The 24,899-nt window shown below is 68.2% G+C and carries 23 protein-coding genes and 1 pseudogene; 5 read left to right on the top strand and 19 right to left on the bottom strand.

Translation table 11 applies throughout. The features are described 5' to 3' along the window. Window positions 1-33 precede the first annotated feature (33 nt). Genes OCJ37_RS00390 through OCJ37_RS00375 form a run of 4 tightly spaced genes read right to left on the bottom strand, consistent with a single transcriptional unit; the run spans window position 34 to window position 3,703 of the window. Window positions 34-1,317, bottom strand: a complete 1,284-nt coding sequence (locus OCJ37_RS00390) for a TRAP transporter large permease (protein ID WP_263111681.1) — start codon at window positions 1,315-1,317, stop codon at window positions 34-36. Between the two features lie 3 nt (window positions 1,318-1,320). Continuing rightward, window positions 1,321-1,839 carry a TRAP transporter small permease gene (locus OCJ37_RS00385; protein ID WP_263111679.1) on the bottom strand — a complete coding sequence of 173 codons (519 nt, stop codon included), beginning with the start codon at window positions 1,837-1,839 and terminating at the stop codon, window positions 1,321-1,323. A 10-nt stretch (window positions 1,840-1,849) separates the two neighbouring features. Beyond that, window positions 1,850-2,842 carry a TRAP transporter substrate-binding protein gene (locus OCJ37_RS00380; RefSeq protein ID WP_263111678.1) on the bottom strand — a complete coding sequence of 331 codons (993 nt, stop codon included), beginning with the start codon at window positions 2,840-2,842 and terminating at the stop codon, window positions 1,850-1,852. A gap of 36 nt (window positions 2,843-2,878) precedes the next feature. Next, window positions 2,879-3,703, bottom strand: a complete 825-nt coding sequence (locus OCJ37_RS00375; RefSeq protein ID WP_263111677.1) for a 2-keto-4-pentenoate hydratase — start codon at window positions 3,701-3,703, stop codon at window positions 2,879-2,881. Between the two features lie 404 nt (window positions 3,704-4,107). Between OCJ37_RS00375 and OCJ37_RS00370 the strand changes: the two genes are divergently transcribed. Continuing rightward, window positions 4,108-5,124, top strand: coding sequence for an alpha/beta hydrolase (locus tag OCJ37_RS00370; protein ID WP_263113763.1), 1,017 nt, complete (start codon window positions 4,108-4,110; stop codon window positions 5,122-5,124). 294 nt (window positions 5,125-5,418) lie between these two features. Next, on the top strand, window positions 5,419-6,969 hold the full coding sequence (locus tag OCJ37_RS00365; protein WP_317633239.1) for a carboxylesterase/lipase family protein: 1,551 nt from the start codon (window positions 5,419-5,421) through the stop codon (window positions 6,967-6,969). Between the two features lie 477 nt (window positions 6,970-7,446). On the opposite strand, the gene OCJ37_RS00360 is transcribed toward OCJ37_RS00365, so the two are convergent. From OCJ37_RS00360 to OCJ37_RS00335, 6 genes are all read right to left on the bottom strand, one after another. Next, on the bottom strand, window positions 7,447-8,628 hold the full coding sequence (locus OCJ37_RS00360; RefSeq protein ID WP_263111675.1) for a GGDEF domain-containing protein: 1,182 nt from the start codon (window positions 8,626-8,628) through the stop codon (window positions 7,447-7,449). A 264-nt stretch (window positions 8,629-8,892) separates the two neighbouring features. Then, window positions 8,893-10,446 carry a PepSY-associated TM helix domain-containing protein gene (locus OCJ37_RS00355; RefSeq protein ID WP_263111674.1) on the bottom strand — a complete coding sequence of 518 codons (1,554 nt, stop codon included), beginning with the start codon at window positions 10,444-10,446 and terminating at the stop codon, window positions 8,893-8,895. After that, a complete protein-coding gene (locus OCJ37_RS00350; protein WP_263111672.1) occupies window positions 10,443-10,715 on the bottom strand; it encodes a hypothetical protein in 273 nt (90 codons plus the stop codon). Before OCJ37_RS00350 ends, OCJ37_RS00355 begins: the two co-directional genes overlap by 4 nt. Continuing rightward, entirely contained in the window at window positions 10,705-11,001 is a 297-nt protein-coding gene (locus OCJ37_RS00345; RefSeq protein WP_263111670.1) for a hypothetical protein, read from the bottom strand. Before OCJ37_RS00345 ends, OCJ37_RS00350 begins: the two co-directional genes overlap by 11 nt. Window positions 11,002-11,007: 6 nt before the next feature. Beyond that, entirely contained in the window at window positions 11,008-13,284 is a 2,277-nt protein-coding gene (locus OCJ37_RS00340; RefSeq protein WP_263111669.1) for a TonB-dependent receptor, read from the bottom strand. 336 nt (window positions 13,285-13,620) lie between these two features. Further along, the gene (locus tag OCJ37_RS00335; RefSeq protein WP_317633205.1) at window positions 13,621-16,014 is read right to left on the bottom strand and encodes a TonB-dependent receptor; all 2,394 of its coding nucleotides are present in this window, start codon (window positions 16,012-16,014) and stop codon (window positions 13,621-13,623) included. 310 nt (window positions 16,015-16,324) lie between these two features. On the opposite strand from OCJ37_RS00335, the gene OCJ37_RS00330 reads away from it, so the two are divergent. Beyond that, on the top strand, window positions 16,325-17,089 hold the full coding sequence (locus OCJ37_RS00330) for an OBAP family protein (RefSeq protein ID WP_263111667.1): 765 nt from the start codon (window positions 16,325-16,327) through the stop codon (window positions 17,087-17,089). A gap of 214 nt (window positions 17,090-17,303) precedes the next feature. On the opposite strand, the gene OCJ37_RS00325 is transcribed toward OCJ37_RS00330, so the two are convergent. The 7 genes from OCJ37_RS00325 to OCJ37_RS00295 all read right to left on the bottom strand — a co-directional run bounded on the left by OCJ37_RS00325 (window position 17,304) and on the right by OCJ37_RS00295 (window position 21,444). Beyond that, window positions 17,304-17,714 (bottom strand): hypothetical protein, encoded by a 411-nt coding sequence (locus OCJ37_RS00325; protein ID WP_263111666.1) that lies wholly within the window; start codon window positions 17,712-17,714, stop codon window positions 17,304-17,306. 244 nt (window positions 17,715-17,958) lie between these two features. Next, complete coding sequence (locus OCJ37_RS00320) at window positions 17,959-18,363, bottom strand: Na+:solute symporter (RefSeq protein WP_263111665.1); 405 nt, start codon at window positions 18,361-18,363, stop codon at window positions 17,959-17,961. A 152-nt stretch (window positions 18,364-18,515) separates the two neighbouring features. After that, the gene (locus OCJ37_RS00315) at window positions 18,516-18,833 is read right to left on the bottom strand and encodes a type II toxin-antitoxin system RelE/ParE family toxin (RefSeq protein ID WP_263111664.1); all 318 of its coding nucleotides are present in this window, start codon (window positions 18,831-18,833) and stop codon (window positions 18,516-18,518) included. Continuing rightward, the gene (locus tag OCJ37_RS00310; RefSeq protein ID WP_263111662.1) at window positions 18,821-19,078 is read right to left on the bottom strand and encodes a type II toxin-antitoxin system Phd/YefM family antitoxin; all 258 of its coding nucleotides are present in this window, start codon (window positions 19,076-19,078) and stop codon (window positions 18,821-18,823) included. Before OCJ37_RS00310 ends, OCJ37_RS00315 begins: the two co-directional genes overlap by 13 nt. Window positions 19,079-19,275: 197 nt before the next feature. Then, a complete protein-coding gene (locus tag OCJ37_RS00305) occupies window positions 19,276-19,578 on the bottom strand; it encodes a hypothetical protein (protein WP_263111661.1) in 303 nt (100 codons plus the stop codon). A gap of 171 nt (window positions 19,579-19,749) precedes the next feature. After that, window positions 19,750-20,667, bottom strand: a complete 918-nt coding sequence (locus tag OCJ37_RS00300; RefSeq protein ID WP_263111660.1) for a hypothetical protein — start codon at window positions 20,665-20,667, stop codon at window positions 19,750-19,752. Between the two features lie 381 nt (window positions 20,668-21,048). Beyond that, entirely contained in the window at window positions 21,049-21,444 is a 396-nt protein-coding gene (locus OCJ37_RS00295; RefSeq protein ID WP_263111659.1) for a VOC family protein, read from the bottom strand. Window positions 21,445-21,638: 194 nt separating this feature from the next. On the opposite strand from OCJ37_RS00295, the pseudogene OCJ37_RS00290 reads away from it, so the two are divergent. Beyond that, a pseudogene (locus OCJ37_RS00290) lies at window positions 21,639-22,320 on the top strand (hypothetical protein). Window positions 22,321-22,405: 85 nt separating this feature from the next. Here the strand turns inward: OCJ37_RS00290 and OCJ37_RS00285 are convergent. Both OCJ37_RS00285 and OCJ37_RS00280 read right to left on the bottom strand, forming a co-directional pair. Next, window positions 22,406-22,858 (bottom strand): hypothetical protein, encoded by a 453-nt coding sequence (locus tag OCJ37_RS00285; protein ID WP_263111658.1) that lies wholly within the window; start codon window positions 22,856-22,858, stop codon window positions 22,406-22,408. A gap of 664 nt (window positions 22,859-23,522) precedes the next feature. Next, a complete protein-coding gene (locus OCJ37_RS00280; protein WP_263111657.1) occupies window positions 23,523-23,768 on the bottom strand; it encodes a hypothetical protein in 246 nt (81 codons plus the stop codon). Between the two features lie 159 nt (window positions 23,769-23,927). Here OCJ37_RS00280 and OCJ37_RS00275 point away from each other — a divergent pair, with 159 nt between their 5' ends. After that, complete coding sequence (locus OCJ37_RS00275; protein ID WP_263111656.1) at window positions 23,928-24,356, top strand: Dabb family protein; 429 nt, start codon at window positions 23,928-23,930, stop codon at window positions 24,354-24,356. The last annotated feature ends 543 nt before the right edge of the window (window positions 24,357-24,899 follow it).

The following is a 24,899-nucleotide window of genomic DNA, read 5'->3' as shown; positions in this document are numbered from 1 at the left end:
GCCGGCGCCGACCGCGGCCGCGCCCGCGATGGATCAGGCGCGCAACGCGCGCGGCAGCCACAGCGACAGTTCCGGGAAGAACGCCACGATCAGCAGCACGCACAGCGCCGCCAGCCAGAACGGCCAGATCGTGCGCATGCTCTGGGCGATGGTGATCTGCCCGATCGAGGTGCCGATGAACAGCACCGAGCCGATCGGCGGGGTGATCAGGCCGATGCCGCCGGCCAGCACCATCACCAGCCCGAAATGGATCGGGTCGATGCCGTAGGCCTTCACCACCGGCAGGAAGATCGGCGTGCAGATCAGGATCTTCGGCGCCAGGTCCATGAACATGCCCAGCAGCAGCAGCATCACCACGATCATCAGCAGCACGGTGTTCTTGCTGTCGGCGATGGACTGCAGGAACTTCACCGCCGCCGCCGGCACCTGCAGGTAGGCCAGCAGCCAGCCGAACACCGCCGCGGTGGCGATCACGAACAGGATCACGCCGGTGGTGCGCGAGGCGTGCGTGACCGCGGCGAAGAACTCGCTCCAGCGCAGCTGCCGGTACAGTAGCGCGGTGACGATCAGCGCGTACACCACCGCGATCGCCGCGCTCTCCACCGCGGTGAAGATACCGGCGCGGATGCCGACGAAGATCAGCGCGACCAGGCCCAGCCCGGGCAGCGCGCCGACCAGGCGCAGCGCCACCGCGCGCCAGCCCGGGAACGGCTCGGTGCCGTAGCCGCGCGAGCGCGCCACCGCGTAGCCGGTGACCATCATCGCCGCGGTCATCAGCAGCGCCGGGAAGATGCCGGCGGCGAACAGGTCGGCGATCGACAGCCCGCCGCCGGCCGCGGCCGAGAACAGGATCAGGTTGTGCGAGGGCGGCACCAGCAGCGCCACCAGCGCCGCGGTCATGCTCACGTTGACCGCGTAGTCGCGGTCGTAGCCGCGCTTGATCATCTGCGGGATCATCGTGCCGCCGACCGCCGACACGTCGGCGATGGCCGAGCCGGACACGCCGCCGAAGAACAGCGAGGACAGCACGCTGACCTGGCCCAGGCCGCCGCGCATGCGCCCCACCAGCGAGGAGGCCAGCGCGATCAGGCGTTCGGAGATGCCGCCGCGCAGCATCAGCTCGCCGGCGAAGATGAACAACGGAATGGCGATCAGCGACGCCGAGCCGCTGCCGGCGGAGATCTGCTGCACCAGCACGATGGCCGGCAGGTCCAGGTACAGGATCGTCGCCAGCGCCGCGGCGCCCAGCGCATAGGCCACCGGCACGCCGATCAGCAGCAGCAGCACGAACAGCCCGAGCAGGATTGCAATGGCCATGGATCAGTTCACTCCTTCGGCGGTGGCAGGGCGCAGCACCTGCCAGGCCTGGTGCAGCGCGAACACGCTCATCAGCGCGCCGCCGATCGCCAGCGGCAGGTAGTTGATGCTCTGCGGCAGCGCGGCGCCGGCCATCTTGATGTCCAGCCCGTCCAGCAGCAGCACGCCGCCCCACCAGGCGATGACCACGCCGATGGCGACGATCATCAGCGGGCGGATCAGGTCGATCGCCCGGCGCACGTGGGCGTGCATCTTCTCGGCCAGCAGGAAGAAGCCGAAATGGCGCCGGGTGTGCACGCCGGCCGCCGCGGCCATGCTCATCGCGGTGCTCAGCAGCAGCAGCGTCACCGGCTCGGTCCAGCTCGGCGAATCGTTGAGCACGTAGCGGGTGAACACCTGCCAGCCCTGCACCACCACCAGCCCGAGCAGGGCGGCGGCGGCGATGCCGATGGCGAGGTTGGAGATCCGGTCCAGCAGCCGCTGCAGCGGCGCCACCGGCAGGGCAGTGTCGTGGTCGGTCATCGGCAGGGCCTCAGGCGAAATCGCGGATGCGGCGGTACACGGCTTCGATCTCCGGCTGCCGGCGGTACTCGGCCAGCAGCGGCGCGGCGGCCTTGCGGAAGGCGGGCATGTCCACTTCGTTGAGCGCCACGCCGTAGTCGGTCACTTCCTGGCGCGCCTGCGCCTCGGATGCGTCCCACAGCGTGCGCATCACCGCCACCGATTGCCGCGCGGTCTCCAGCACCAGCGCGCGGTCGCCGGGCGACAGCGCCTGGAAGCTGCGCTGCGACATCACCAGCACGTCCGGCGCGTAGGAATGCTCGCTCTGCGACCAGTAGCGCGCGGCCTCGAAATGGCGGCTGGACTGGAAGCTGCGCATGTTGTTCTCGGCGCCGTCGATCATGTGCGTCTCCATCGCCGAGAAGGTCTCGCCCAGCGACATCGGCGTGGGATTGGCGCCGAGCATGCGCATCAGCTTGAGGAAGATGTCCGACGAGGCCACGCGCAGCTTCAGCCCGTGCAGGTCTTCGGGCCGCTGCAGCGGATGCTTGGTGTTGTAGAAGCAGCGCGCGCCGCAGTCGTAGATGGCCAGGCCGACCAGGCCGCGCCGTTCGAAGCTGGCCAGGATGCTGTCGCCGACATGGCCGTCGATCGCGCGGCGCAGGTGCGCCACCGAATCGAACACGTACGGCAGGCACAGCGCCTGGGTCAGCGGGAAGGCGTTGTTGAGCGCGCCGGAATAGACCCGGGTGATGTCGATGGCGCCGAAGCGGGCCATGTCGATCGCTTCGGCTTCGCGGCCGAGCTGGCCGGAGTGGTACTGGCGCAGCTTCAGCCGCCCGCCGGTCTGCCGCTCCAGGGTCTGCCCGAACCAGCGCACCGCCTCCACGGTGGGGTAGTCGGCCACGTGCACGTCGGTGGCGGTCAGCAGCTGGCCGCCGCCGCCAACCTGGGCCAGCGTGCCCAGCGGGGCGGCCGCGGCCGCGGCCAGTCCCGCGCCAAGGAAACCTCTACGAGTGATCATGCTGCGCCCTCCCGCGCGTCGTCGGCGTGCCGCGGCTCAGGCCGCGACGGCCCTGCAATGAAGTTCGCCATAGCCGTCGAAGCGGATCGTCGCGTGCTGGCCGACGGCGATGTCGTGGATGCCGGTGGCGTTGCCCGTGGCGATCAGCTCGCCGCGCCTGAGCGGCCGGCCGCGGCGCGCCGAGCGCGCCAGCGCGAACGCGAACGCCGCGCGCAGCCCGCCCGGCAACAGGGTGGCACCGCCGCTGCCCACGCGCTGGCCCTCGATCAAGGTTTCCGCCAGCAGTGCGGCCTCGTCCAGCGTGGTCCAGTCGGCGACCTGCGGCCCCAGGACCAGGCCGTTGTTGTTGCCGAAGTCGGAGATCACCACGCGCGGCCCCAGCTGGTTGATCGTGGCCAGCGGGCTGCTGGCCACTTCCACGCCGATGAACAGCGTGGACGGCACCTGCGCGGCCTGCTCCGGGGTCCAGTGCAGCTGGTCGGCGGGCACGTCGGCGTCCAGGCGCATCACGTATTCGGCCTCGACCGCGCCGAAGCCGCCGGCGAAGATCGGGATGTCCGTTGTTCCACCGGTGGCATTCCAGAGGTTGCGGGCGAAGATCGGGCCGAGCAGGCGCTCGTCGCCGGAGTGGTCGCGGCGCTCGACGCCGATGTAGCCGACCTTCCAGCCGACCACCCGGTCCGGCCACTGCGCGATCGCCAGGTCCTGCACGCGGTAGGCGGTTTCCAGGTCGTCGGGGATGGTGCCGGGGAACCCGGGCAGCGCACGGCCCTGCTGGCGGGCCTGGACGAAGCAGGCCGCGATGTCGGCCAGCGCGGACGGTGGCGTATCCGAAGGGCCGGAATGAGTGCTCAAGGGCATCTCCGCAAGAAAGTTGGGGGATTGGAAATTGCTGCGCCGCTCATCGACAACGCGTTGCGCAGTTGTATATGGTAAACCGGTGTCATTGGCAATGTGCGGTGCGGCAAAAAGCCGGGATTGGGGATTTGGGAGTGGCGATTCGGTGGCGGCGGCGGTTGTGGCGGCTTGCGGATCGCATCGCGGCTTGCGCAGTGCCATGGGAGCGGATTAGCTGCACATCCTTGAACCTGGGAGGGCGACGGATGCGGAAGACGACGACAACGGTGTGGGCTGGCGTGGCGGATGCGCAAACTGCCGGCGGCGGCATCGGCGGCAGCCGCGACGGCCGGCAGGATCGGGCCGCGCGGGCGATCCTGCGGCATGCGGTCGGCGCGCTGGCGTGGTGCCGGCGACGGCGTGGCGCCTTGGGTGTGCTGCTGGCGCTGGCGCTCGGCTGCCCCGCGCTCGCGGCCGAGCGTCCCGGCAGCGAGACCGCCGCCGAACGCGCCTCGCGGTTGCCGCTATGGCCTGGCCCGGCACCGGGCTCCGCACCCGGCCCGGAACAGGCGCGCATCGTCGAACGCAGCGACGACCCGGCGCTGCCCGACCGCATCATCAGCGGCCGCTACCAGCCCTACCTGGTGGTGTACCGGCCGAAAACGCCGAACGGCAGTGCGCTGCTGGTCGCGCCCGGCGGCGGCTACGCGCGCATCGTGCTGGACAAGGAAGGCACGGCGCTGCTGCCGATCTTCGCCGAACAGGCGGGCATCACCCTGTTCGTGCTGCGCTATCGCCTGCCCGACGCGGAGGCGGCGGGCGCCGACGCGGCCGCGCAGCGCGACCAGCCGCTGGCCGACGCGCAGCGTGCGCTGCGCCTGATCCGCGCCCGCGCCGCCGACTACGGCGTGGACCCGCAGCGGGTCGGCGCGATCGGCTTCTCCGCCGGCGGGCACGTCGCCGCCAGCCTCGGCACCCGCTACGACGAGCGGGTCTATCCGCCGGGCGATGCGATCGACCGGCTCAGCGCGCGGCCGGACTTCCTGCTGCTGCTGTACCCGGTCATCGACATGGGCAGCGGCACCGCGGCGCACACCGGCTCGCGCCTGCGGCTGCTCGGCAAGCACCCCGATGCCGCCACGATGGCCGCCTATTCGCTGCAGAACCGCGTGGGAGCGGCGATGCCGCCGACCTTCCTGGTGCATGCGCAGGACGACCGCGTGGTGCCGGTGGAGAACAGCCTGCTGTTCTACCAGGCGCTGCGCCAGGCCGGGGTGCCGGCGGAACTGCACCTGTTCGCGCACGGCGGCCATGGCTTCGGTACCCGCGGGATCGCCGGCAAGCCGCTGGCGGCGTGGCCGGCGCTGGCGCTGGAATGGATGCGCAGCGTGCAAGGCGATGCCGGCGCGCGGGCGCCGATTCCGCCCAACGCGCCGACGCGATGACAGGCACCGCCGCGATGCCATGCAACAGCCCGCCATGACCCAGCGCCCGAACACCGCCCGCATCAGGCCGCCCCGCGCGGCGCTCGCCGCAGGCGGGCCGCGCGGCACCTGCCCGACCCTTTCCGCTGCCGGCCCGGGCCTTCGCCCGCCTCCGGCGGCGCTTGCCCACGGACTCCGCCACGCATGACCACACCCGCCGCCATCCCGCCTGCCGACCTTGCCGCGGCATCCGCCGCACCCGACGACCATGGCCGCCGCCGCTTCCTGCACGGCAGCGCGCTCGGCGCACTGGCATTGAGCGGCGCCTTGCCTGGCGGCAGCGCCGGCGCCGCGCCGGCGTCCGCCGATCCGGACGCGCCACTGGCGCGCACCCGCAGCGGGCGCATCCGCGGCTACCGCGATCGGGGCGTGCAGGTGTTCAAGGGCATTCCCTACGGCGCCGACACCGCGCCGCGCCGCTTCCAGCCGGCGCTGCCGGAACAGCCCTGGCGCGGCGTGCGCGACTGCAGCGGCTACGCCGCCTCCGCGCCGCAGCTCAAGCTCGACCCGGCCAGCGAGGACTGCCTGTTCCTCAACGTATGGACGCCCGCCCTGCGCGACGGCGCGAAGCGCCCGATCCTGTTCTACATCCACGGCGGCGCCTACAACAACGGGTCCGGCAGCGACCCGCAATACGACGGCGTGCGCCTGTGCCGGCGCGGCGACGTGGTGGTGGTCAGCGTCAACCATCGCCTCAACGCCTTCGGCTATCTGTATCTGGCGCAGCTGGGCGGCGCGGAGTTCGCCGCGTCCGGCAACGTCGGCCAGCTCGACCTGGTGCAGGCGCTGCAGTGGGTGCGCGCGCATGCGGCCGAGTTCGGCGGCGATGCCGGCAACGTCACCGTGTTCGGCCAGTCCGGCGGCGGCGCCAAGATCGCCACGCTGATGGCGATGCCGGCCGCACGCGGCCTGTTCCACCGCGCCTGGACCATGAGCGGCCAGCAGGTCACCGCCGCCGGTCCGCGCGCGGCCACGCAGCGCGCGCAATTGCTGCTGCAGGCCTTGCAGCTCGATGCCACGCAACTGGCCGCGCTGCGCACGCTGCCGATGCAGCGCCTGCTCGAAGCCACCCGCACGCGCGATCCGTCGCGGGTGGAGAACACCGGCCTGTACCTGGGGCCGGTGCTGGACGCGCAGGTGCTGCACCGGCATCCGTTCTGGCCCGACGCGCCGCCGCAGTCGGCGCAGATCCCGATGGTGATCGGCAACACCCACGACGAGACCCGCGCCTTCCTCGGCAACGATCCGGCCAACTTCGCGCTGACCTGGGACACGCTGCCGGCCAGGCTGGAGCAGGAACAATACGTGGACCTGCTGCCGCAGGTGGTGATCGCCGAATACCGGCGGCTGTATCCGCACTACACGCCGAGCGAGGTGTTCTTCGCCGCCACCACCGCCGGACGCTCGTGGCGTGGCGCGATCGAGGAGGCCGAGGCGCGCGCGCGGCAGGGCGCGCCGACCTGGGCCTACCAGCTGGACTGGGGCTCGCCGCTGGACGGCGGCAAGTTCGGCGCGTTCCACAGCCTGGACATCCCGCTCGTGTTCGACAACATCCGCCAGCCCGGCGCGCGCACCGGCGGCGGCGCCGATGCGCAACGCGTGGCCGACGCGATGAGCGAAGCGCTGCTCGCCTTCGCCCGCCGCGGCGATCCCAGCCATGCCGGGTTGCCGCGCTGGGCACCGTATTCGCTGGCCCAGCGCGAGACCATGCTGTTCGACGCGGACAGCCGCCTGGCCCACGACCCGCGCGGCGGCGAACGCCGCCTCTACCAGCAGGCGCCGTTCGTGCAGCGCGGGACGTTCTGAGGCGGTCGCGCCGCGGAGCGGCCGATTCTCCGGGTCGAATGCGCCAACGCGTCCTCGAGATGGCGCCGCGATTCGTGAAACGACATTTTTGTAGGAGCGACTTCAGTCGCGACAGGCGTTACCGGTAAAGCCCGTCGCGACTGAAGTCGCTCCCACAACGTGCAATCGGGCTGAGGGAAACGCCCATCGCCCCGCCAGCGGACAGCCGCCTGGCGCACGACCCGCGCGGCGGCGAACGCCGCCTCTGCCAGCAGGCGCCGTTCGTGCAGCGCGGGACGTTCTGAGGCGGTCACGTCGCGGAGCGGCCGATCTCCGGGTCGAATGCGCCAACGCATCCTCGAGATGGCGCCGCGATTCATGAAACGACATTTTTTGTAGGAGCGACTTCAGTCGCGACAGGCGTTACCGGCAGAGCCCCGTCGCGACTGAAGTCGCTCCTACAACTTGCAATGGGCTGACGGAAAACACCCACCCGCTCTACCAGCCCGTCTCCTCGGCCAGCACCACCTGGTTGCCGCCGCCGAGGCGCGCGCGCTGCAGCAGCGCTTCGGCGCGCTCCAGCAGCGTGGCGGCGGTGTCGGTGGGCGCGGCGAGCAGCGCGCCGACGCTGACGCCGAGCCGTTCGGAGGCCATGTCGGCGTGTTCGATCGCCATCAGCTCGACCATGTCGCGCAGCGCCGGCGCCACCTGGCGCAGGTGCGCGCCGCTGGCGTCGTACAGCACCAGCGCGAAACGGTCGGCGGCGATGCGCATGGTCACGTCCATCGGCCGCAGCAGGCATTGCAGCACTTCGGCCACGTCCACCACGGCGCGGTCGGCCTCGCGCGGGCCGTAGCGCTGCACGAAGGCGGCGTACCCGTCCACGTCGACCAGGATCAACGCCAGCCCGCGCTGCAGGCGCCGGGTCTCGGCCAGCGCCACCGCCAGGTGCTCGTCGAAGCGGCGGCGGTCGCCCAGGCCGGTGAGCGCGTCGCGCAAGGCCTCGTCGTCGCGCACCCGCCGCTGCAGGAAGCCTTCGCGCCGCGAATGCTCGCGCAGGTAGCCGCCGATCGCGCCGATCGGCACCGCGGCCCACAACAGCCATTGCAGCCGCAGGTAGGCGTCCCGCGCCGCGCCGTCCAGCAGCAGATGCGCGGCCGCGGCGCTGATCGCGCACAGCGCCAGCGCCACCGCCACGCTCTGCCACAGCGCCAGGCCCAGCGGGAAGAAGCCGGCGACGATCACCAGCGTCATCACCGCCGCGGCATAGCGCAGCTCCTGCGGCGGATAGCCGATGCTCGACAGTACCAGCCCGGTGCCGCCGACCAGCAGCAGCACCGCCGCCCGGCCCGGCCCGTGCGAGGACGCGCGATGGATCGACACCGCCACCCACAGCAGCGCCAGCAAGGTGGCCGCGCGCACCGCCACCGCGTAGCCGGCCAGGCCGGCGCCGCCCAGCCAACCGAAATGCAGCGCGTCCCATGCCAGCAGCAGCAGCGCGATCAGCACCCCCAGCGAGGCCGCCACGCGCTGCGCGAAGCCCATGGTCGAGGCGATGTGGCGGCGATAGGCCAGTTCCAGCGGCGGGGCGAAGCGCAGCGTGGCGAAGCCGTCGCGCAACTGGCTGGCATAGGCCTCGCCGGACGGAACGTCGGGCGGCCCTTCGTGGCGTTGGTGCATGCGATCCCCTGTAGACGGCAGCGTGAACAGAACGCGGTGGCGGCCGCATCACGCGGCCACGCGACGCACAGCGCTGACGCTGCCGGCTCCGACTTCCAGGGACATGAGAAATCACTGGCGCGCGATTGTCCACTTTTCACGGCCCGCGCACGCGCCACGCTCTAGGGCGCCGGCCCGATCATTCAGGCAACCCTTGCGCGGACGCCGATCGCGCGCGGCGCCGCGAGCGTGTCGTCTCAGGCCGCTACGCTCGGCCGCGCACCGTCACGCGCGCGCCTTCGGCGGCAGCGCCCACACGCTGTTGGGATCGCCGCCACGGCCGCGGCGCAAGGTGGCGCGCGCCATCTGCCAGTACGCCCAGGCCAGCACCAGCGCGCAGCCGTCGACCGCCAGCAGCAGCGCGCTGCTCCACGGCGCCACCCAGCCGCCGGCGCCGCGCAGCGCGGCCAGCGGCACCAACGCGGTGAGCACGGCGCAGGCCAGCAGCAGTTCGTAGGCGCCGCGCGCGGTGGGACGCAGCAGCGCCCAGGCCACGCCCAGGCCGAACACGGCGTAGTACACGTCGCGCTCCTGCCCCGGCGGCAACAGGCGCGCGGCCACGAACAGCGCCGACACGCCGGCCACGCAGCCCAGGCAGACGCCGACGGTGAGCCGCGCCAGCGCATGCGTGCGCCACGGCTGCGCCTGCTGGCGGCGCTTGCGCCGCGCCTCCACCCACAGCAGGTTGCCGCTGTAGAACAGGAACGCGCCGCCCAGCCCGAGCAGGAAATACAGCCAGCGCAGCGGCGCTCCGCCGAAGTTGGCGTAGTGCAGCGCCTGCAGCCCGCGCAGCGAGGCCACGCCGGGCGACATGGTCTGCGGCGTCAGCACCCGCAGCACCTTGCCGGTGGCCGCTTCCATGGCCACGCCGGCCATCGTGTTGAGCCGGCGCTGCGCTTGCCGACCGTAGATTTCCACGCGCGCATTGGCATCGCCGACATCGTGGAAGGACAGGCTTTCCGGCTCCAAGCCTGGGCTGGCCGCGCGCGCCCGCGCCAGCAGGTCGGCCACCGGCAGCGGCGGCGTCTTCCTGTGCGCCGGCTGCACGTGCGGGGTCAGTTCCAAGTCCGGCTCCAGCACCTGCATCAGCTTGCCGTCGAACACCAGGTACTGGAACGGCGCCAGCAGCAGCACGCCCAGCGCCAGCACCGCGCCGGACCAGGCGTAGACCACGTGGAACGGCAGCGACAGCATGCCGACCACGTTGTGCGCGTCCTGCCACAGGCGCTTGACGTTGCGCCCCAGGCGCAGCGCGAACAGGTCCTTCAGGAACACCGGCGCGTACAGCACCACGCCGCTGACCAGGGCCAGGCCATAGAGGATGCAGGCCACGCCGAACAGGTAGGTGCCGAAGGTACGCGGCAGCCCGGCGGTGAAATGCAGGTCGTACAGGAAATCGACGAAGCCGCTGCGCTGCGGCAACTGCAGCGGTCGCCCGTCGGCGCCGGGCTGGAACTGCACGATACCGCCGAACGGCTGCGCCGCCGGCCCGAACGCATACAGCCGCGGCTGTGCGCCATGCTCGCCCGGCAACATCAAGGTGAACGATTCGGCCAGCGCCGGATGCCGTGCCAGCACCGCGTCGGCCAGCGCCTGCGTCGCCTGCTCCGGCGCCTGCGCCGGTGGCGCGAGCGCGGCGGCCGGGCGCGGCCAGTCGTTGAGCGCATGGGTGAACACGGTGATCGCGCCGACGTAGAAGGCGATGAACAGCGCCATGCCGGCGAGCAGGCCCATCCAGCTGTGCGCCGACAGGAACTGGCGCAGGGTCGCCGCCTTCATGCCGCCACCTGCACCAGGCCGCCGGCCTTCAGCGCGTACAGCAGGCCGTGGCACAGCAGCGTGGCCGCGCCCAGCCACAGCCAGGCGCGCGCGCCGCTGCGGAACACGAACGCCAGCGACATCGCGCCGATCCACAGCGGGAACATCAGCAGCAGCCACGGCAGGGTGTGCACCTGCAACGCGCCCGGCCACAGCAGCACGCACAGCCCGACCACGCCCACCGCCAGCGGCAGGCCCAGCACGATCGCCGCCAACCACCTAGCCCACATCGGCGCGGCTCCCGCGCAGCTGCCGCCACGCATCCAGATACGGCAGCGCGACCGCGGCCAGCATCAGCGCGCTCAGTGCCGCGAACGTGCCGGCCCACACCCCGAGCGCGGCGATCGCCGCGGCCAGCGCCAGCACGCACAACAGCGCGCCGCCGACGCGCAGCGCGCGCGCGTGCCTGCGCCAGGCCGGGCGCAGGCGCTGGTGCGCGGTGGCCAGATAGAACGCCAGCGCCGCCAGCGGCGCGGCGAGCAGGTACAGGGCGGTGGTCGGCGCGTGCATGGCCATCGGCGCCTACCAGCGCATCTCGAAGCCGATGCCGACCACGCGCGGCGCGCCGAGGACGGCGATCGGCTGGTCCGACCAGCGGTACTGGACGTACTGCCGGTCCAGCAGGTTGTTGGCGAACAGCCAGGCGCTCCAGTCCAGCGTCTCGTAGCCGAACTTGGCGTTGACCAGCGTGCGCGCAGCCAGCACCGGCGCATCGGTGCCGATGTCGGTATGGACCTTGTCGCGGAAACTGGCGTTGAGGTTGGCGACCCAGCCGCCGGCGAAGCGCCAGTTGCCGCCCAGCGCCGCCGTCCAGCGCGGCGCGTAGGCGAACTCGCGGCCGGCGTAGTCGGTGATCTCGGCGCCGGCCACGGTCTTGAATTCGTCGAAGCGGGTGCGCGTGTAGCCTATCGACCCATACCAGTCGAATCCCTCGCCGAGCCGGTGGCTGGCCTCCAGCTCGAAGCCGTACAGGTGCGCGCGCCCGGCGTTGATGGTGTTGTAGTCGTATTCGTTGAGGCCGAAGAAGGCGAAGACCTGCTTGTCCTTCCAGTCGATGTAGTAGGCGTTGGCGTTGAGGCTCAGGCGACCGTCCAGCCACTGCGAGCGCAGCGCGGCCTCGTAGTTCCAGGTGTATTCCGGGTCGTAGGCGAAGGCCTGGCTGCGCGCGGTGTTGAAGCTGGACCCGCCGGAACGGTAGCCGCGCTGCACCACCAGGCTGGCGGCCAGGTCCGGGCTCCATTCGTAGCGCGCGCCGAACTTGGGCAGGAACGCGCTGAAGTCGCGCGCGTTGTTCGGCACCTCGCCGCTGGCCGAATCGACGATGCCGGCCACGCCGGCGTTGATCGCAGTGATCGCCCGGTACAGTGCGGTGCCCGGGCTGGCGAAGCTGGCGGCGCTCGGATAGGTGCCGACGAAAGTCGCCGTGGTGCTGGAGGCCATTTCGTAGCGCTGGCGGTCGTAGCGGAAGCCGCCGATCAGCGAGAAGCCGCCGCCGACGTGCCACTGCCCGTCGGCGAACAGCGCGCGGTTCTCCGAGGTGGTCGGCGAGGCGCTGACGTACAGCACCGGAATCACCGGCAGCGCCCGCGCATACGCGGCCGAGATCGCCGCCGCGTTGGCGGCCGGGAAGCCGGCGCCGCGCAGCAGGCTGGTGATGGTGGCGACCGGGGTGTTCACGTTGAGGCGGTTGACCAGGTCGTTCTCGGTCTCGTGCCTGGCCCAGTACACGCCGAACAGGCCGTCCAGCGCCTGTCCGTCGTAGTTCAGGCGCACTTCCTGCGAGGTGGTGCGGGTGCTGGCCACGCGCGTGGCGTCGGCGATCGGCGCGGCGCTGCGGTCGCCGTCCCAGATGCTGTCGAGGTCCACCTCGTTCCACGCCGTCACCGCCGACAGCGACCAGGCGTCGTTGAAGGCGTAGTCGACGTTGAGGTTGGCGATGTCGCTGTCGGTGCGGGTGCGGTTGGGGACGTTGTCGTGGTTGATCCGGCGCTTGAAGTAGTCCGCCTCGTCGGTGGGCACGTACACGTACAGGTACGGCCCGGTGCGGTGCGCCTTGGTGTAGCCGAGCTGGACGCGCAGGCCTTCGATCGCCGCCGGGGTCCACAGCAGCTTGCCGCGGTAGATCAGCGCGCGCTGCGCATCGTCGGAGGCCTGGCGCGTGTCGTTCCACAGGTAACCGTCGAAGCTGCGCTGCTCGACCGAGGTGCGGAACGCCAGTTCGTCGGCCACCAGCGGGCCGCCGAACGCCGCCGCCAGGGTACGGTCGGACGGATCGGAGGCCAGCACCCGCACCTTGCCCTCCCAGTCCATGGTCGGCTCGGCGGTGCGCAGGATCACCGCGCCGGCCAGCGCGTTCTCGCCCTGCAGCGTGGACTGCGGGCCGCGCAGGATCTCCACCTGCTGCAGGTCCCACATGCTCAACGGCGCCGAACTGATCGCGTTCTGCGGCAGCGCCGCGCCGTCCAGGTAGATGGTGGCCAGCGGCGCATCGCCGCCGCCGTCGATGTCGCGGATGCCGCGGATGGTGAAGCCCAGATCGCCGTAGCTCTGCGATACGTTGGCGGTGCGGTTGAACACCTCGTAGAGGTTCTGCAGGTTTTCCTGCTCGATCCGTGCCTGGGTGGTCACCGCCACGCTGCTGGTGGTGTCCTGCAGCGTGCGCTCGCGCTTCTCGCCGGTGACGACGATGCGGTCCAGGGTGGTGGGATCGGCGGCGGCGACTTCGGCCGCCAGCGCGTGCGCCGGGCCGGCCAGCACCGCGGCAATGGAAACAGACAACGACAGCAAGTTGACGCGCACGCGCATCGCTCCGTGAAAAAGGCGGACGGAGGCATGGCGGCGGCTGTGCCTGGCTGCCGGACCGGCAGCGCTGGGCGCGGACTTTAACAGAGCGTGAAGACGGCGGCTACAAGGAGGTGCGATGGCCAAGCAGTTGGCGCCCGTTTCCGCAGCGCCCTGCGGCCGTTGTAGGAGCGGCTTCAGCCGCGACAGGCGCTGTCCGGATGCCTGTCGCGGCTGAAGCCGCTCCTACGCAAAACGGCGGGTGATTGCGCACCCGCCGCCATCGACGCGGTTCGCCTGATGGCGACGGCAAGCACCCTTGCGGAGCCCTTTGCGCGACTCAGCGCAACACGCTCACTGCCAATGCAGATCGACCGACACGCCGACGATGCGCGGTTCGTTGTACACCGCCGCCATGTAATTCTCGATCACGCCCTTGAGGTTCTTCTCGTTGGTGATGTTGCGCGCGAACGCCGCCACTTCCCACGCGCCGTAGTCGCCGCTGTAGCCCAGCTTCAGCCCGCCCTCGAAGTTGCCCTTGGACTTGAACTCCGCGGTGTCGTACAGCACGAAGTTGGTCTTGCCCTGCTTGTTCCAGTCGGTGGCGACGAAGAACGTGCCGCCGTCGGACACCGGGATGTCGTAGCGCGCGGCCAGGTTCACGTTGTAGGTGGGGGCGTTCGGCAGCGGATCGCCGTCGATCTGGGCGAAGGTGTTGGCGCCGACCTTGATCGTCGGATCGTTCACCGTGCACACCACCACGCCGTTCAGCGCGCACACCTGCGCATACACGCGCTTGTCCTGGATCTCGCTGTGCAGCAGGCTCAGGCCGGCGCTCAGCGACAGGTTCGGGATCGGGCGCCAGTCCAGGTCCGCTTCCAGGCCGTAGGCCTTGGCCTTGTCGGCGTTGAACAGCACGCCGTTGCCGTTGGAGTCGTTGCCGTTGAGCTGGATGTCGTCGACCGTGTAGGTGAAGCCGGTGACGTTCAGGCGCAGCCGGTTGTCGAACAGGCTGCTCTTGATGCCCGCTTCCCAGGACAGGATGGTTTCCGAATCGGCGGTGGTGAAGTCGGAATTGAACACCGCCGAGCGGCCCTGGATGGTCGGGCCGCGGAAGCCGCGCGCCACCTTGGCGTACACGCTGACGTTGTCGTCGATCGCGTACATCGCGCTGAAATCCCAGCTCGGCTGGGTGTCGGCCATGCGCACGTCGCGGCGGCCGCGGTAGGTGACCGCGCCGGCGGCGGTGTCGGCGGTCTTGAGCAGCCTGGTTTCCTTGCTGTCGCGGGTCTGGCGCACGCCCGCGGTCAGGGTCAGCGCGTCGGTGGCCCTGTAGGTCAGCTGGCCGAAGCCGGCCCAGGAGGTGTTGCTGTTGCGCAGGCGCACCCAGTTGTTCGGGTTGCGCGCGGCGGTCTGCAGGAAATAGGCGCGCTGGTAGAAGTCGGTGGTGTCCTTGCCGTCGAAGTAGAACGCGCCGGCCTGCCACTGCAGCGCCGCGTCGCCCTCGCTGGCCAGGCGCAGCTCCTGGGTGTACTGGTCCAGGTCGCGGATCTGGCCCATCGACTGGCCGAAGCCGTTGGCCACGCCGTTGACCGGATAGTTCGCCGCCGCGCCGCCGTCGGTATCGCCGCGGCTATAGCCGGAGGTGGTCTCGTAGGCGCTGATCGAGGTCAGCGACACGCCGCCGAAGTCGTACACCGCCTTGACCGAACCGCCGTGGGTCTTGTACGCCTGCGGATTGTCGTGCGCCTCGTCGTAGGCGACCTGGTCGCGCGGCACGTCGACCTTGTCCGAGCCCTTGGTGATCGCGTTGCGCAGGAACAGCGTGGAGGTGCCGTCGTAGTCGCGGGTGTGCGCCGAGGCCAGCAGCGAGAAGTTCTCGCTCGGCTTGAGCAGCAGCTGCAGGCGCGCGTTGCGGTCGTTGTAGCCGCCCATCGCGTCCTTCTTCGGGGTGACCGTGCCGTCGGCGCTGGGGCCGCTGTAGGTGTTGTCCACCCAGTCGTCGCGGTGCTGGTACAGCGCCGACACGCGGAACGACAGCACGTCGTTGACCGGCCCGCCGAAGCCGCCGTCGAGCGAGGTGGTGCCGTAGCTGCCGTAGCTGGCGCTGACCCGGCCGCTGTAGTCCTCGCTGGGCTTGATGCTGTCGAACTTGACGATGCCGGCAGTGGTGTTGCGGCCGAACAGCGAGCCCTGCGGGCCGCGCAGCACTTCCACCTGGTCCAGGTCGTAGACCGGGTTGGACTTCAGCACCACGTGCTCCAGCACCACGTCGTCCTGGATGATCGACACCGGCTGCGAGGCGCCGAGATAGAAGTCGATGTTGCCCAGGCCGCGGATGTAGAAGCGCGGGAAGATGCGCCCGGTGGTGGTTTCTGCGTAGAAGCTGGGCACGCGGCCGGACAGCGCCAGCAGCGTGTCGTCGCCGCCGGCGGTGTAGTTGCGCATCGCATCGCCCTGCACCACGCCCACCGAGACCGGCACTTCCTGCAGGTTCTGCTCGCGGTGCTCGGCGGTGACGGTGATGGTGTCCAGCGAGGTCGCCGCATCGCCCGGGGTCGTGCTGCGCGCGGCCTGCGGCGCGGTACCGGCCAGCGACGGCGCCGCATCCTGCGCCATGGCCGCCGCGGCGATCGACGCCAGCAGCAGGCCGGCGCAGGCCTGCGCCAGGCGGTGGCGGACCGGAGCGCCGGACAGGCGCGGCGAACGCGCGGCCGGACGGCACGCGGAGAGCTGGGGATGCAACATGGCGGTGTTCCTTTGGGCGCTGGATGACGATTCCGTTCGGCTTGCGCAGCAGCCCGCGACGGCGCGCCATGATATGGCGTAGCGCGGCACGATATGTCATGTGTGTTGCATCCCGGTTTCAGGGCAACCGGGTTGGCAGACCATCGCGGCGACGCGCTGACGCCCGCCGCAGCCCGCTTCTCCGCGCGCATGCCCATGGGCCACGCATCACCGTCGCGACCTGACGATGACACAGCGGCGACAGCCGTTTCACCGCTGCCGGCCGATGCTCGGGTCGTGCGCGATCGCGCCGCTTCGATGGAGACACCGCATGCGCACCACCCTGCTGGTTCCACTGCTGCTCGTCCTCGGCGCGTGTTCGCGCGATGCCACCGGCCCGGCCACGCATCCGCCCGGCACCGCCGAAACCGCCAAGACCAACGCGCTCGAAGCCGGCGCCAAGGCGCTGCAGAACGACGGCCCGGTGGCCAAGCTCGACATCCACCTGGTCGGCTTCCACCCGATGAAGGACCACCCGCACCAGCAGATGGAAGCGCACCACTTCTGCCGCCAGGTCAACCAGGACTTCGCGCAGTGCGCCCTGTTCGACGGCGACAGCGCGCAGGCCAACCTGACCGGCGTCGAATACATCATCTCCGAGACCCTGTACCAACGCCTGCTGCCCGAAGAACGCGGCTACTGGCATCCGCACAACGGCGAAATCCTGTCCGGGCAACTGTCCGCGCCCGGCTTGCCGCTGGCGGCGGAGAAGGAACTGATGCGGACCAAGATGAACAGCTACGGCAAGACCTGGCATACCTGGCATACCCGCGACGGCGCCGATCCCGGCGACGCGATGCCCAAGGGCGATGCGATGCTGGCCTGGTCGTTCAACCGCGACGGCGAACTGCAGCCGGCGCTGCAGGCGCGCCGCGACCAGGCCGCCACGCACAGCGCCGCCGAACTGCGCGCCGACCGCAAGGACCTGACCGCACTGGCCAAGCCACAGGACGGCGTGGACCTGCTGCGACCGGCCTTCCCCGACGCCACGCCGATTCCCGGGGTGGTGGATGCGCGGGCGCCGACGCAGGAGTGAGGTTCGGTTGTGGGCGCTCGCCTCATCCAGGGCGAGCGCCGATGGCGAGCGGTGCTTTCGCAGACCGGGCAATGGAGCCTGGACGCCGCGACCCGCCATGGCGCGGCTATGGAGCAGTTCCTAACGAGCGAGCCGGTGAGTGCCAGCGATGGATCGCCCCGCCATCGGCCGTGCTGCGGAGATCGTCGTTCCCCTAGCGCTTCCCCACGGCAACTCAGTCGCTGTCGACGCCGACCACCGTCAGCCGCAGCGCAGGTTCCCCCTCGGCAGCCGCAGCCTCCGACAACGCGCCGGTGACCCGCACGATCTGCCCGGCTCCCTCCTCGCCCAGGTGCGCCGCCTGATCCGCGGTCAACGCCAGGCGCAGGCGACGCACGTCGTCGTGGCCGGCCATCCGCCCATCGGCCGACGCCGCCACGCAGAGCGCCTTCGGCAGCACGAGGACTTGGTTGCCATCTTCGACCGCCGCCGCGCCGCCGGCCGACGCAGCCCCCGCGCGCCGCTCCAGCTTGCCCGACAGCGTGACCTGGATCGGGCCATAGGGCAGGCAATGCTTCTGCGCCTGCGCCAACGGCGCCGCACCGAGCGACAGGCAAGCGAGCAGGAACACGGTGCGCAAGGACATCGGGTGTATCCGTGGACGGCAGAGGCGGGCAAGGATACGGGAGTTGCGTGACCGTTGCGCGTTGCCAGCGCGCGCCGGCTTCAGGCGCCAGCGCGACCCGACATGCCGATGGATGGCCGCGATGCCCGCCTGCATCTGCTTGCGGGCAGCCAGGTTCGCGGAGCGCACACGGCAGGATCGGGCCTCGATGAGCGCCGATTCAAAACTCTCCACGGAACACGGCGGGCTTGAATGCCCTTTCGGCCTAGCGCGTGGTCGCGCCCGCGCCCGCCACCGCGATTCCGAACAGGCGCGTGACGGGGCCCGTCAGGAGGACGCCAAGGATCGAGCATGGCGTTCCCCAGAACAGGACCGCGACATAGACCATCGACGCCCCGCCGCCGGTGTAGGGGCGCACGCAATCGGTGTAGTAGGCCAGCCCCAGCCATGGCGCGAGCAGAAGGCAACCACCGATGGCCCGCAACGGATTGGCCGTCGCCAGCGCGATGATCGCCGGCAACAGGGGAATGAACAGGAACATCCCCAGCGCAAGCAGGAAGTCGCGCACGCCGTGGTGGTAGCAGGCGAAGCTGTTGAATGCCTGCAAGGCCACGATACCGAGGATGGCGACGAGGCCATAAGTCACTGCGCGACCGCGATTGATCTGCATGGACGTTGCGCCTGATGCTGGCCGATCCGCACAAGGGAATCGGCCTGGGTGAAGGTTGGACAGCATCCCTTACGGTAATCCAACTGGTGCGGCCCCCTGGCCACGATCATGTCATGACTCGGCCCAACCGAGGTATGCCGGCTCACCGGCGATCACTTCCCCTGTTTGGCCGCGGGTGCGAGCCGCGCCTTGCGCAGTATCCGCTCCGACCGCATGACATGCAGGATAAACACCTGATGCCCATCGAAGCGGTAGAAGACGCGACAAGGTGGCTCGACGATCTGGCGATAACGCGAGCGCCCCAATTCCGGCGGGCGGCTACCGCTCTCCGGGTGGTCCGCCAACTGCCCGACATGCGCGAACACACGCTTGACGAACTCGGACGCGGCAAGCGGGCTCTCCAGTGCGATGTAGTCGGCGATCGCATCCAGGTCGCCAAGTGCCGGTTCCGACCAGACTATTTCAGCCATCTGGCCAGGCGTTTCTTCGCTTGGGCATGGCTTGCCACGCGCCCTTCGGCGATCGCCTGTTCGCCCCGGGCAATGCCTTCGAGTACCGCCATGCGCTGCTGCATGAGCTGGTAGCTCTCCACATCCACCAGATAGGCACTGGGCAGACCGTGCTGGGTGATCAGGATGGGCTGCTTGTCCCGCTCGATATCCGCGAGGAGCTCGGTGGCCTGGCGTTTGAGGGTCGTGACGAGTTCAGTACGCATGAAGTGACACTACAGTATCACTTTGCGCCGCACAAGCAGGCGGCGCAGGGCCTGCCGCCGAGGCGATATCGGATACGGCACCGGGATAACGCACCATCGAACACGATGGTCCGCGGCGCTCGATGCGCCTTCCCGCGATAGCGTCGGTCTTGGGGGGAAGCAGGCGCTCGATCGTGGATCTTGTCGCCTGGCGCCCGTCAGCCGCCGGGCGGCGCGTCTTCGAAGCGGAGCCTGGCGCCATCGATCAGCGGCTTGTAGGGTTCGGCGAGCGAAAACTTCACGTCCGCCCAGAACGTCACTTCCCTGGCCTGCGTCGGCATCTTGGCGAAGGGCGCCTGTACGCCGAACAGGAACGTCGAGGGATCGCCGCGAGGACGAAGCGCTGGAGTTCCTTGAGTTGACGCACGCGATTCGAGCCTTAGCCCCTTCACCCATGTCAGCGCGACGATTACGAGGCCTGGAGCCGCGCCAAGCAAGGCGTAGATTGTTGCATTTGCCATTTACTTTCTCTCACACGCCTTGGGTGAAACGGGGGATGGTTGATTCTAATGACTACAAAGCATAGAGAAAAAAATTGCTCTGACTCCATTTTCGCAGCGCAATGGTTGTGGACACACGCTTCCGCGAAGCGGTCCGGAGTTACGGTGCTGCTCCAAGTGCCTTCGCACGCATCACTTCATTACCGTTTGCCATTGATCATCGCGGATCAACCCAATCGTTCTGTCCGCAAAGGACCAGACCCCTTCGCTGCTGCTTCGAAGCACTGTGAATTGGAGGTCTGCTTCCTCTATATCCAATGCAATCAATGTCTGTCCGGCAACTTTGTCCACACCGGCCGAATGTGCTGCATATATTACATCGCCATATGCCGCAACCCCCCAATAGCTTCTTCTCGTGTCAATCGGCTGAACAACCGACCATTGATCTGCAGCGCCGATCAGTACAACTCCATTCTTGCCAGCAATGGCATAGCGATCGTTGTTCAGCCGACAGATACTGGTCAGACTTGCGTTGGTTGGTAGATCAAGGACAGCCCAGTTTGTACCGTCGAAATGCGCAGCCCAACCATCGGAAGTTACAGCGACAATGTCGTTGCGACTGCTTCCGGCGATATCCTCGATTGTCACATCCTGACAGCCAACGCTTAGCTTCGGCAACGTTTCGAATCCATCGCCGAGCAAGTGATAGATCTGGCCGACAGATCCTCCGCAGATCACATCATCACCCAGAATACGAATTCTCCGCAGCGGTCCGATGTTACAGACGGCAGCGTTTGCGTAGGCCTTTCGCGAGGCTTTGAGCTCCTCTCCTGTTGTTGGAGATTTCCAGTCGAAACGCACGACTGAACCGTTCTCTCCCAAGACGTAAGCAGAGCCGTCAGTAGTGGCATCAACCGAGAGAATAGCTTCTGCAGACAATCCGAACTCAAGCCAGACACCCTGCTTTCTAACGCCCACTCTGTTTTTTGGGTTGTCAAAATCGTCGCCAATGGTACAGGCAGCGATGACGATACCCGCGGCCGGACTGACGCCCTCCTGAATAAAGGCCCCTTCAATAAACTCCGCATCTGATGTTCCATTCATCTTCATTAGATTCCGTGCTTGTTAATCGTCCAATACCATGGCGGCTGTTGCGCTCTGGGCAGCGGATCGTTGGGTTTCACCTTCAATTCCATCTTCTGGCGACCATTCTCCAACTGCTTTTGCAGGCACTCCTCGCTACATCACTTTGGCTCCACGCATAGCTACCGCCTTCACAGAGACATGGGGCCTTGCCCGATTCATGATTCGTAGCTGCGTCGGCGGAACCCCGGTTGACATGCGACGAAGCCTTCGATGGAAGCGGCTGGTGGCCTGTCATCTGCGTGCCATCCGGGCCGTTGCAACAACGGTACGGGGTCTTAGGCCTGGAATGAACCCGTTGCCGGATGGTGCCCCGGTCGCTGCGCAACGGCATCGCTTGTCAAACTGTCAGGTCGCGCGGGCACGCACCTGCACGACGTTGCCTTCCGGATCGTGCCCATCCAGGTGAAGCTGATCGCGCCAACGCCACGCCAACGCGATCGGCTTGAAGGCGCCGCCCGACGCCTCCGCGGCGGACCGGGCATGTTCCAGGCTCTCCACCAGGAAGGAACCCTTGAGCGGCGCCTCGGTCCTGACATGAAGGGCCGCGGACTCGGGAGCGCGTGCCCTGTCGCCGGCCATGCGGACCACCGCGATCTCGTAATGGGGGTTTCCCAGCACCACGAATGCGTCGCCCTGGTCCACAAGCGCGAGCGAGAGCGTGTTCCTGTAGAAGCCGGCGACCCGTTCGATGTTCCTGGCGTAGATCACGGTGAGGGCGTGGATGGGCTGGGAGGTGCTCATGGACCTGGCTCCGGTTCGAATGCGTGATTCGGCGACCCAAGGCCGCGCCCCGTGATCGCTCGCATCCTCGACGACAGCGACCGGCCCGGAGAGTGTACCGGCGCGGCGGCGGCGGCACCGAATCGCTTCGGCTGCCACCATGATAGTTCACCGCCTTTGGCCCACAATACCGAACCACCCATGGAGTGATCGAGATGCACAGAGCCTGGCTGCTTGGCCTGCTGGCGGTATCGTCGTTGGCGCATGCCGCGCCGGGCGACGAGGATGCGGCCACCTGCCGCAATGGCCTGTTCGCCAACAGTCCGGCCGGGTTCGCGCTCGCCAAGGTCGCGGTGCCGCGGTTGTACCTGCTCGACGACAGCGACGGTTGCCCGGGCAGGGGCGAGGTCGCCTGCCGGCGGCGCGCCTATGTGGTCAAGGGCGATGTGGTGGTCCTGGCGCAGCGGCGCGGCGGATTCGCCTGCGCGTTCTACCCCAACAAGGTAGGTGGCAGCGCCGGCTGGGTCGCGCAGGAAAGCGTGCAGCCGTTGCCGAGCGCAGCCGCACCCACCCCGCAGGCCTGGAACGGCCGCTGGCACGATGGCGACAACCAGCTGCAGCTGACCGCCAATGGCGACGGCAGCGTCACCGTCAACGGCGATGCCTATTGGCCCAGCGCCAATCCGGATCCGGAGCAGAGGCCCGGCGGCCCGAACATCGGCGCCGTCACCGCGCGGCTATCCGGAAGGCAACCGGGTCGAGGTCAGCGAGGACGAGTGCAAGGTCCGCCTGCACCTGCTCGGCGACCTGCTGGTGGTTGCGGACAACCAGGAGTGCGGCGGCGCCAACGTCACCTTCAACGGCGTCTATCGGCGCGCGGCGGCAGCGCGGCGTTGAGGCCTGATAGTGGACGCGGCTTTTCGCAGTGTCGGCAGAGCCTACTACAGGGCGACCACGCGCCGCGGTGGATGCTCGCTGAGTCCTATGGCGCATCGCGCTCAAGGAGCGCCACAGTGGTGACGCAGATCGAGCCGGACCATTTCGACAGGTGTCCTTTGGAGACCGCCGAGAAGCTTCCTGTGACGCCGACGTGCTGCCCATTGCCGTCCGAAAAGGGAGAGATGCCGTTTATCCAGATGCCCTCAGCGGGCGTCCGGGCAAATTGATCTCTACCGGGAGACGCGTAGAGGGCGGAATGCTCGAAACCGTGGTTGTAGTAACCGGTGACCGAGACGCTATGGCCCTCGTAGGTCCGGGCGTTCGCCACCAGCTCTTCGAGGCGAACACTCTGGGTGGGACCGATGCCCTGGGGGCAATCGGATCCTGACAACCGGATCGCGCGGTCTTGGTCCTGCCCGTCTTTGTCTTGTGCAGGCCCGGCGCCATGGCAACCCGACGCGATCGCGACGAAGCACATCAGGGAGATTGGCTTCATGCGATCGAGGGCGATACGTCCACAACGCAGGGGCTCCTGCAGGCGGCGCCAGTGCACTCCGAACCCATTTGCTACCTGCTTAGCGTCCTGTAGGCGAGATCAGCCAATGGTTGCAGTGCATGCAGAAATCCACAGGCATGGGAACCACGCGTAACGTTGAACCGTTGGGGACCTCTCCACACTTCGGGCACCTCCGGCAACTGTGAACGAACAGCGATGTGCTCAGGATGGCGATTCCCAGTACCGGGAGCGCGAAAGGCAGGTACCTACCTACGTGGATACCCGGAAGTACCAATGGAAATGCAACTGCTAGCACCAAGATAGCGAGCAGTGATCTCGCGATCTGCCATCGACGCTTGTGCGCAGGGGCTGATGCTGCCCATGCCGCCAAGATCTCACTATCAATTACCGGTCTTGTAACCATAGAAGGCCTGATAGCTATTGGACCACCCAACGCCGCGTAGAACGATCCTCGCCGAGTCGTTGACTGCCGTCAATCGGCCCATGGGGATCCGCCTGGTGGCGCCGCGCAGCTGCTTTTGCTTCAAAGCCCCACGCTTTGCGCGACGAGGTCCGCGAACACCCACACATTGCCCTTGCCATACGTCTCGGGCGCTTCGGTTCCACCACCATCGGGTACGGTTTCGGCGCTTCCGGCCGCCGTTCAGTAGCACTTCGCCGTTCCGTCCAGGAAGAACTGCACGTCATGCGCCTGGCACCAGGCCTCCAGCTCGGCCTTGAACACCGGCCACAGCGCTTGCGCCCACGCCGGCGCGCTCTGCGCCCAGGCGTGCTCGGTGGGCGCGTACACGGTCGGCACGCCCATCGGGAAGTCCAGCACGAACGCGCCACCCGCCCCAGTGCAGACCAGCTCTTCCTTCCAGCGCGGTTGGAATTGGAAGGTGCTCATGGGCGATTGATTGGACCGATCCTCGACCAGTGACTGTGGGCCATCAAGGATAGACGCAGAAAAGCGGGGTCAGGGTAACTTCCTCTCAAGTGAACCTGACCGCGCTCTTGCCGTCCTATACTCGCAGGCCCGCAGACCATGAACGGAAGGGCCTGGATCATGACCGATCGCACGCGCCGAGATCTCATCGTTGCCGCCACCGCGTTGGCGGCCGGCGTGGTGGCCACCGGCTCCCACGCAGCCACGTCCACGCCCCCCAACAAGGCAGCGTTCCCGCCGGTCGTGCACCACGTGTTCTTCTGGCTGAAGAATCCGGATTCCAAGGAGGATCTTGCCAAACTGCTGGCCGGTTTGCGAACGTTGGCCGGCATCGACACCGTGCGCGGCATCCACATCGGCGTGCCGGCGGATACCGAACAGCGCGGCGTCGTCGATGGCAGCTACAGCGCCTCGGAAATCCTGTTCTTCGACGATGTCGCCGGACAGAACGCCTATCAGGTCCATCCCATTCACAAGCAGTTCGTCGCCGATTGCGAGCACCTGTGGCAGCGCGTGGTCGTGTATGACGTCAAGGCCGTCGCGCCGTAGCGCGTTTGCAACTAAAAGGACGAAGTGTCCAAATAGACCTCGCCTCACCGCCGGAGTAAGGAATCTGAGCCAAAGTGCACTTTCTAGGATGACCGGTACAGAGAAAATTTCGCTCTGACCCCAATTTTCTCTCTCAACTAGATCGGCAACCTGCTCTTGCGAGCCTTGCTGTAGGTTGATCCGCCTTGCCGCTTCTTGGCTCGAAACCATTGCGCTTTTCGCGTAAGACTCAGTTTCGATGCTGTCCGCCTTCACGCCCTGCGTTTGCGCTACCACGGCAAAAGGGAAATCAATAGTGCAGCCAATAGCAGTTTTGAAGTTGTCCTCATCTTCAAGCTCCGCTAATAGTTACGGATTCCACGTACCGCCGGCCGCCAGAATACGCCGAATCAAGAACAGCCTGCGTGTTACTCTGATACATGTCAGCATTAGGCTGAAGGCGCATATTCCCGCCAGCACCGAGACAGCGGGCTCATGGGACGTTGCAAGCTTGTAGCAGGAATACATTAGTAGAGAGCCGAATAGCACGAGCCCGAAGACATT

This window comes from Xanthomonas sp. AM6 (genome assembly GCF_025665335.1).
Lineage (GTDB): Bacteria > Pseudomonadota > Gammaproteobacteria > Xanthomonadales > Xanthomonadaceae > Xanthomonas_A.
This window is presented reverse-complemented; position numbering and strand designations above follow the sequence as displayed.

Coding starts and splice junctions, on each gene's coding strand:
- OCJ37_RS00390 (WP_263111681.1), bottom strand. CDS start 1,317: ATGGCCATTGCAATCCTGCTCGGGCTGTTCGTGCTGCTGCTGCTGATC.
- OCJ37_RS00385 (WP_263111679.1), bottom strand. CDS start 1,839: ATGACCGACCACGACACTGCCCTGCCGGTGGCGCCGCTGCAGCGGCTG.
- OCJ37_RS00380 (WP_263111678.1), bottom strand. CDS start 2,842: ATGATCACTCGTAGAGGTTTCCTTGGCGCGGGACTGGCCGCGGCCGCG.
- OCJ37_RS00375 (WP_263111677.1), bottom strand. CDS start 3,703: ATGCCCTTGAGCACTCATTCCGGCCCTTCGGATACGCCACCGTCCGCG.
- OCJ37_RS00360 (WP_263111675.1), bottom strand. CDS start 8,628: ATGCACCAACGCCACGAAGGGCCGCCCGACGTTCCGTCCGGCGAGGCC.
- OCJ37_RS00355 (WP_263111674.1), bottom strand. CDS start 10,446: ATGAAGGCGGCGACCCTGCGCCAGTTCCTGTCGGCGCACAGCTGGATG.
- OCJ37_RS00350 (WP_263111672.1), bottom strand. CDS start 10,715: ATGTGGGCTAGGTGGTTGGCGGCGATCGTGCTGGGCCTGCCGCTGGCG.
- OCJ37_RS00345 (WP_263111670.1), bottom strand. CDS start 11,001: ATGGCCATGCACGCGCCGACCACCGCCCTGTACCTGCTCGCCGCGCCG.
- OCJ37_RS00335 (WP_317633205.1), bottom strand. CDS start 16,014: ATGTTGCATCCCCAGCTCTCCGCGTGCCGTCCGGCCGCGCGTTCGCCG.
- OCJ37_RS00330 (WP_263111667.1), top strand. CDS start 16,325: ATGCGCACCACCCTGCTGGTTCCACTGCTGCTCGTCCTCGGCGCGTGT.
- OCJ37_RS00325 (WP_263111666.1), bottom strand. CDS start 17,714: ATGTCCTTGCGCACCGTGTTCCTGCTCGCTTGCCTGTCGCTCGGTGCG.
- OCJ37_RS00320 (WP_263111665.1), bottom strand. CDS start 18,363: ATGCAGATCAATCGCGGTCGCGCAGTGACTTATGGCCTCGTCGCCATC.
- OCJ37_RS00315 (WP_263111664.1), bottom strand. CDS start 18,833: ATGGCTGAAATAGTCTGGTCGGAACCGGCACTTGGCGACCTGGATGCG.
- OCJ37_RS00310 (WP_263111662.1), bottom strand. CDS start 19,078: ATGCGTACTGAACTCGTCACGACCCTCAAACGCCAGGCCACCGAGCTC.
- OCJ37_RS00305 (WP_263111661.1), bottom strand. CDS start 19,578: ATGGCAAATGCAACAATCTACGCCTTGCTTGGCGCGGCTCCAGGCCTC.
- OCJ37_RS00300 (WP_263111660.1), bottom strand. CDS start 20,667: ATGAAGATGAATGGAACATCAGATGCGGAGTTTATTGAAGGGGCCTTT.
- OCJ37_RS00295 (WP_263111659.1), bottom strand. CDS start 21,444: ATGAGCACCTCCCAGCCCATCCACGCCCTCACCGTGATCTACGCCAGG.
- OCJ37_RS00285 (WP_263111658.1), bottom strand. CDS start 22,858: ATGAAGCCAATCTCCCTGATGTGCTTCGTCGCGATCGCGTCGGGTTGC.
- OCJ37_RS00280 (WP_263111657.1), bottom strand. CDS start 23,768: ATGAGCACCTTCCAATTCCAACCGCGCTGGAAGGAAGAGCTGGTCTGC.
- OCJ37_RS00275 (WP_263111656.1), top strand. CDS start 23,928: ATGACCGATCGCACGCGCCGAGATCTCATCGTTGCCGCCACCGCGTTG.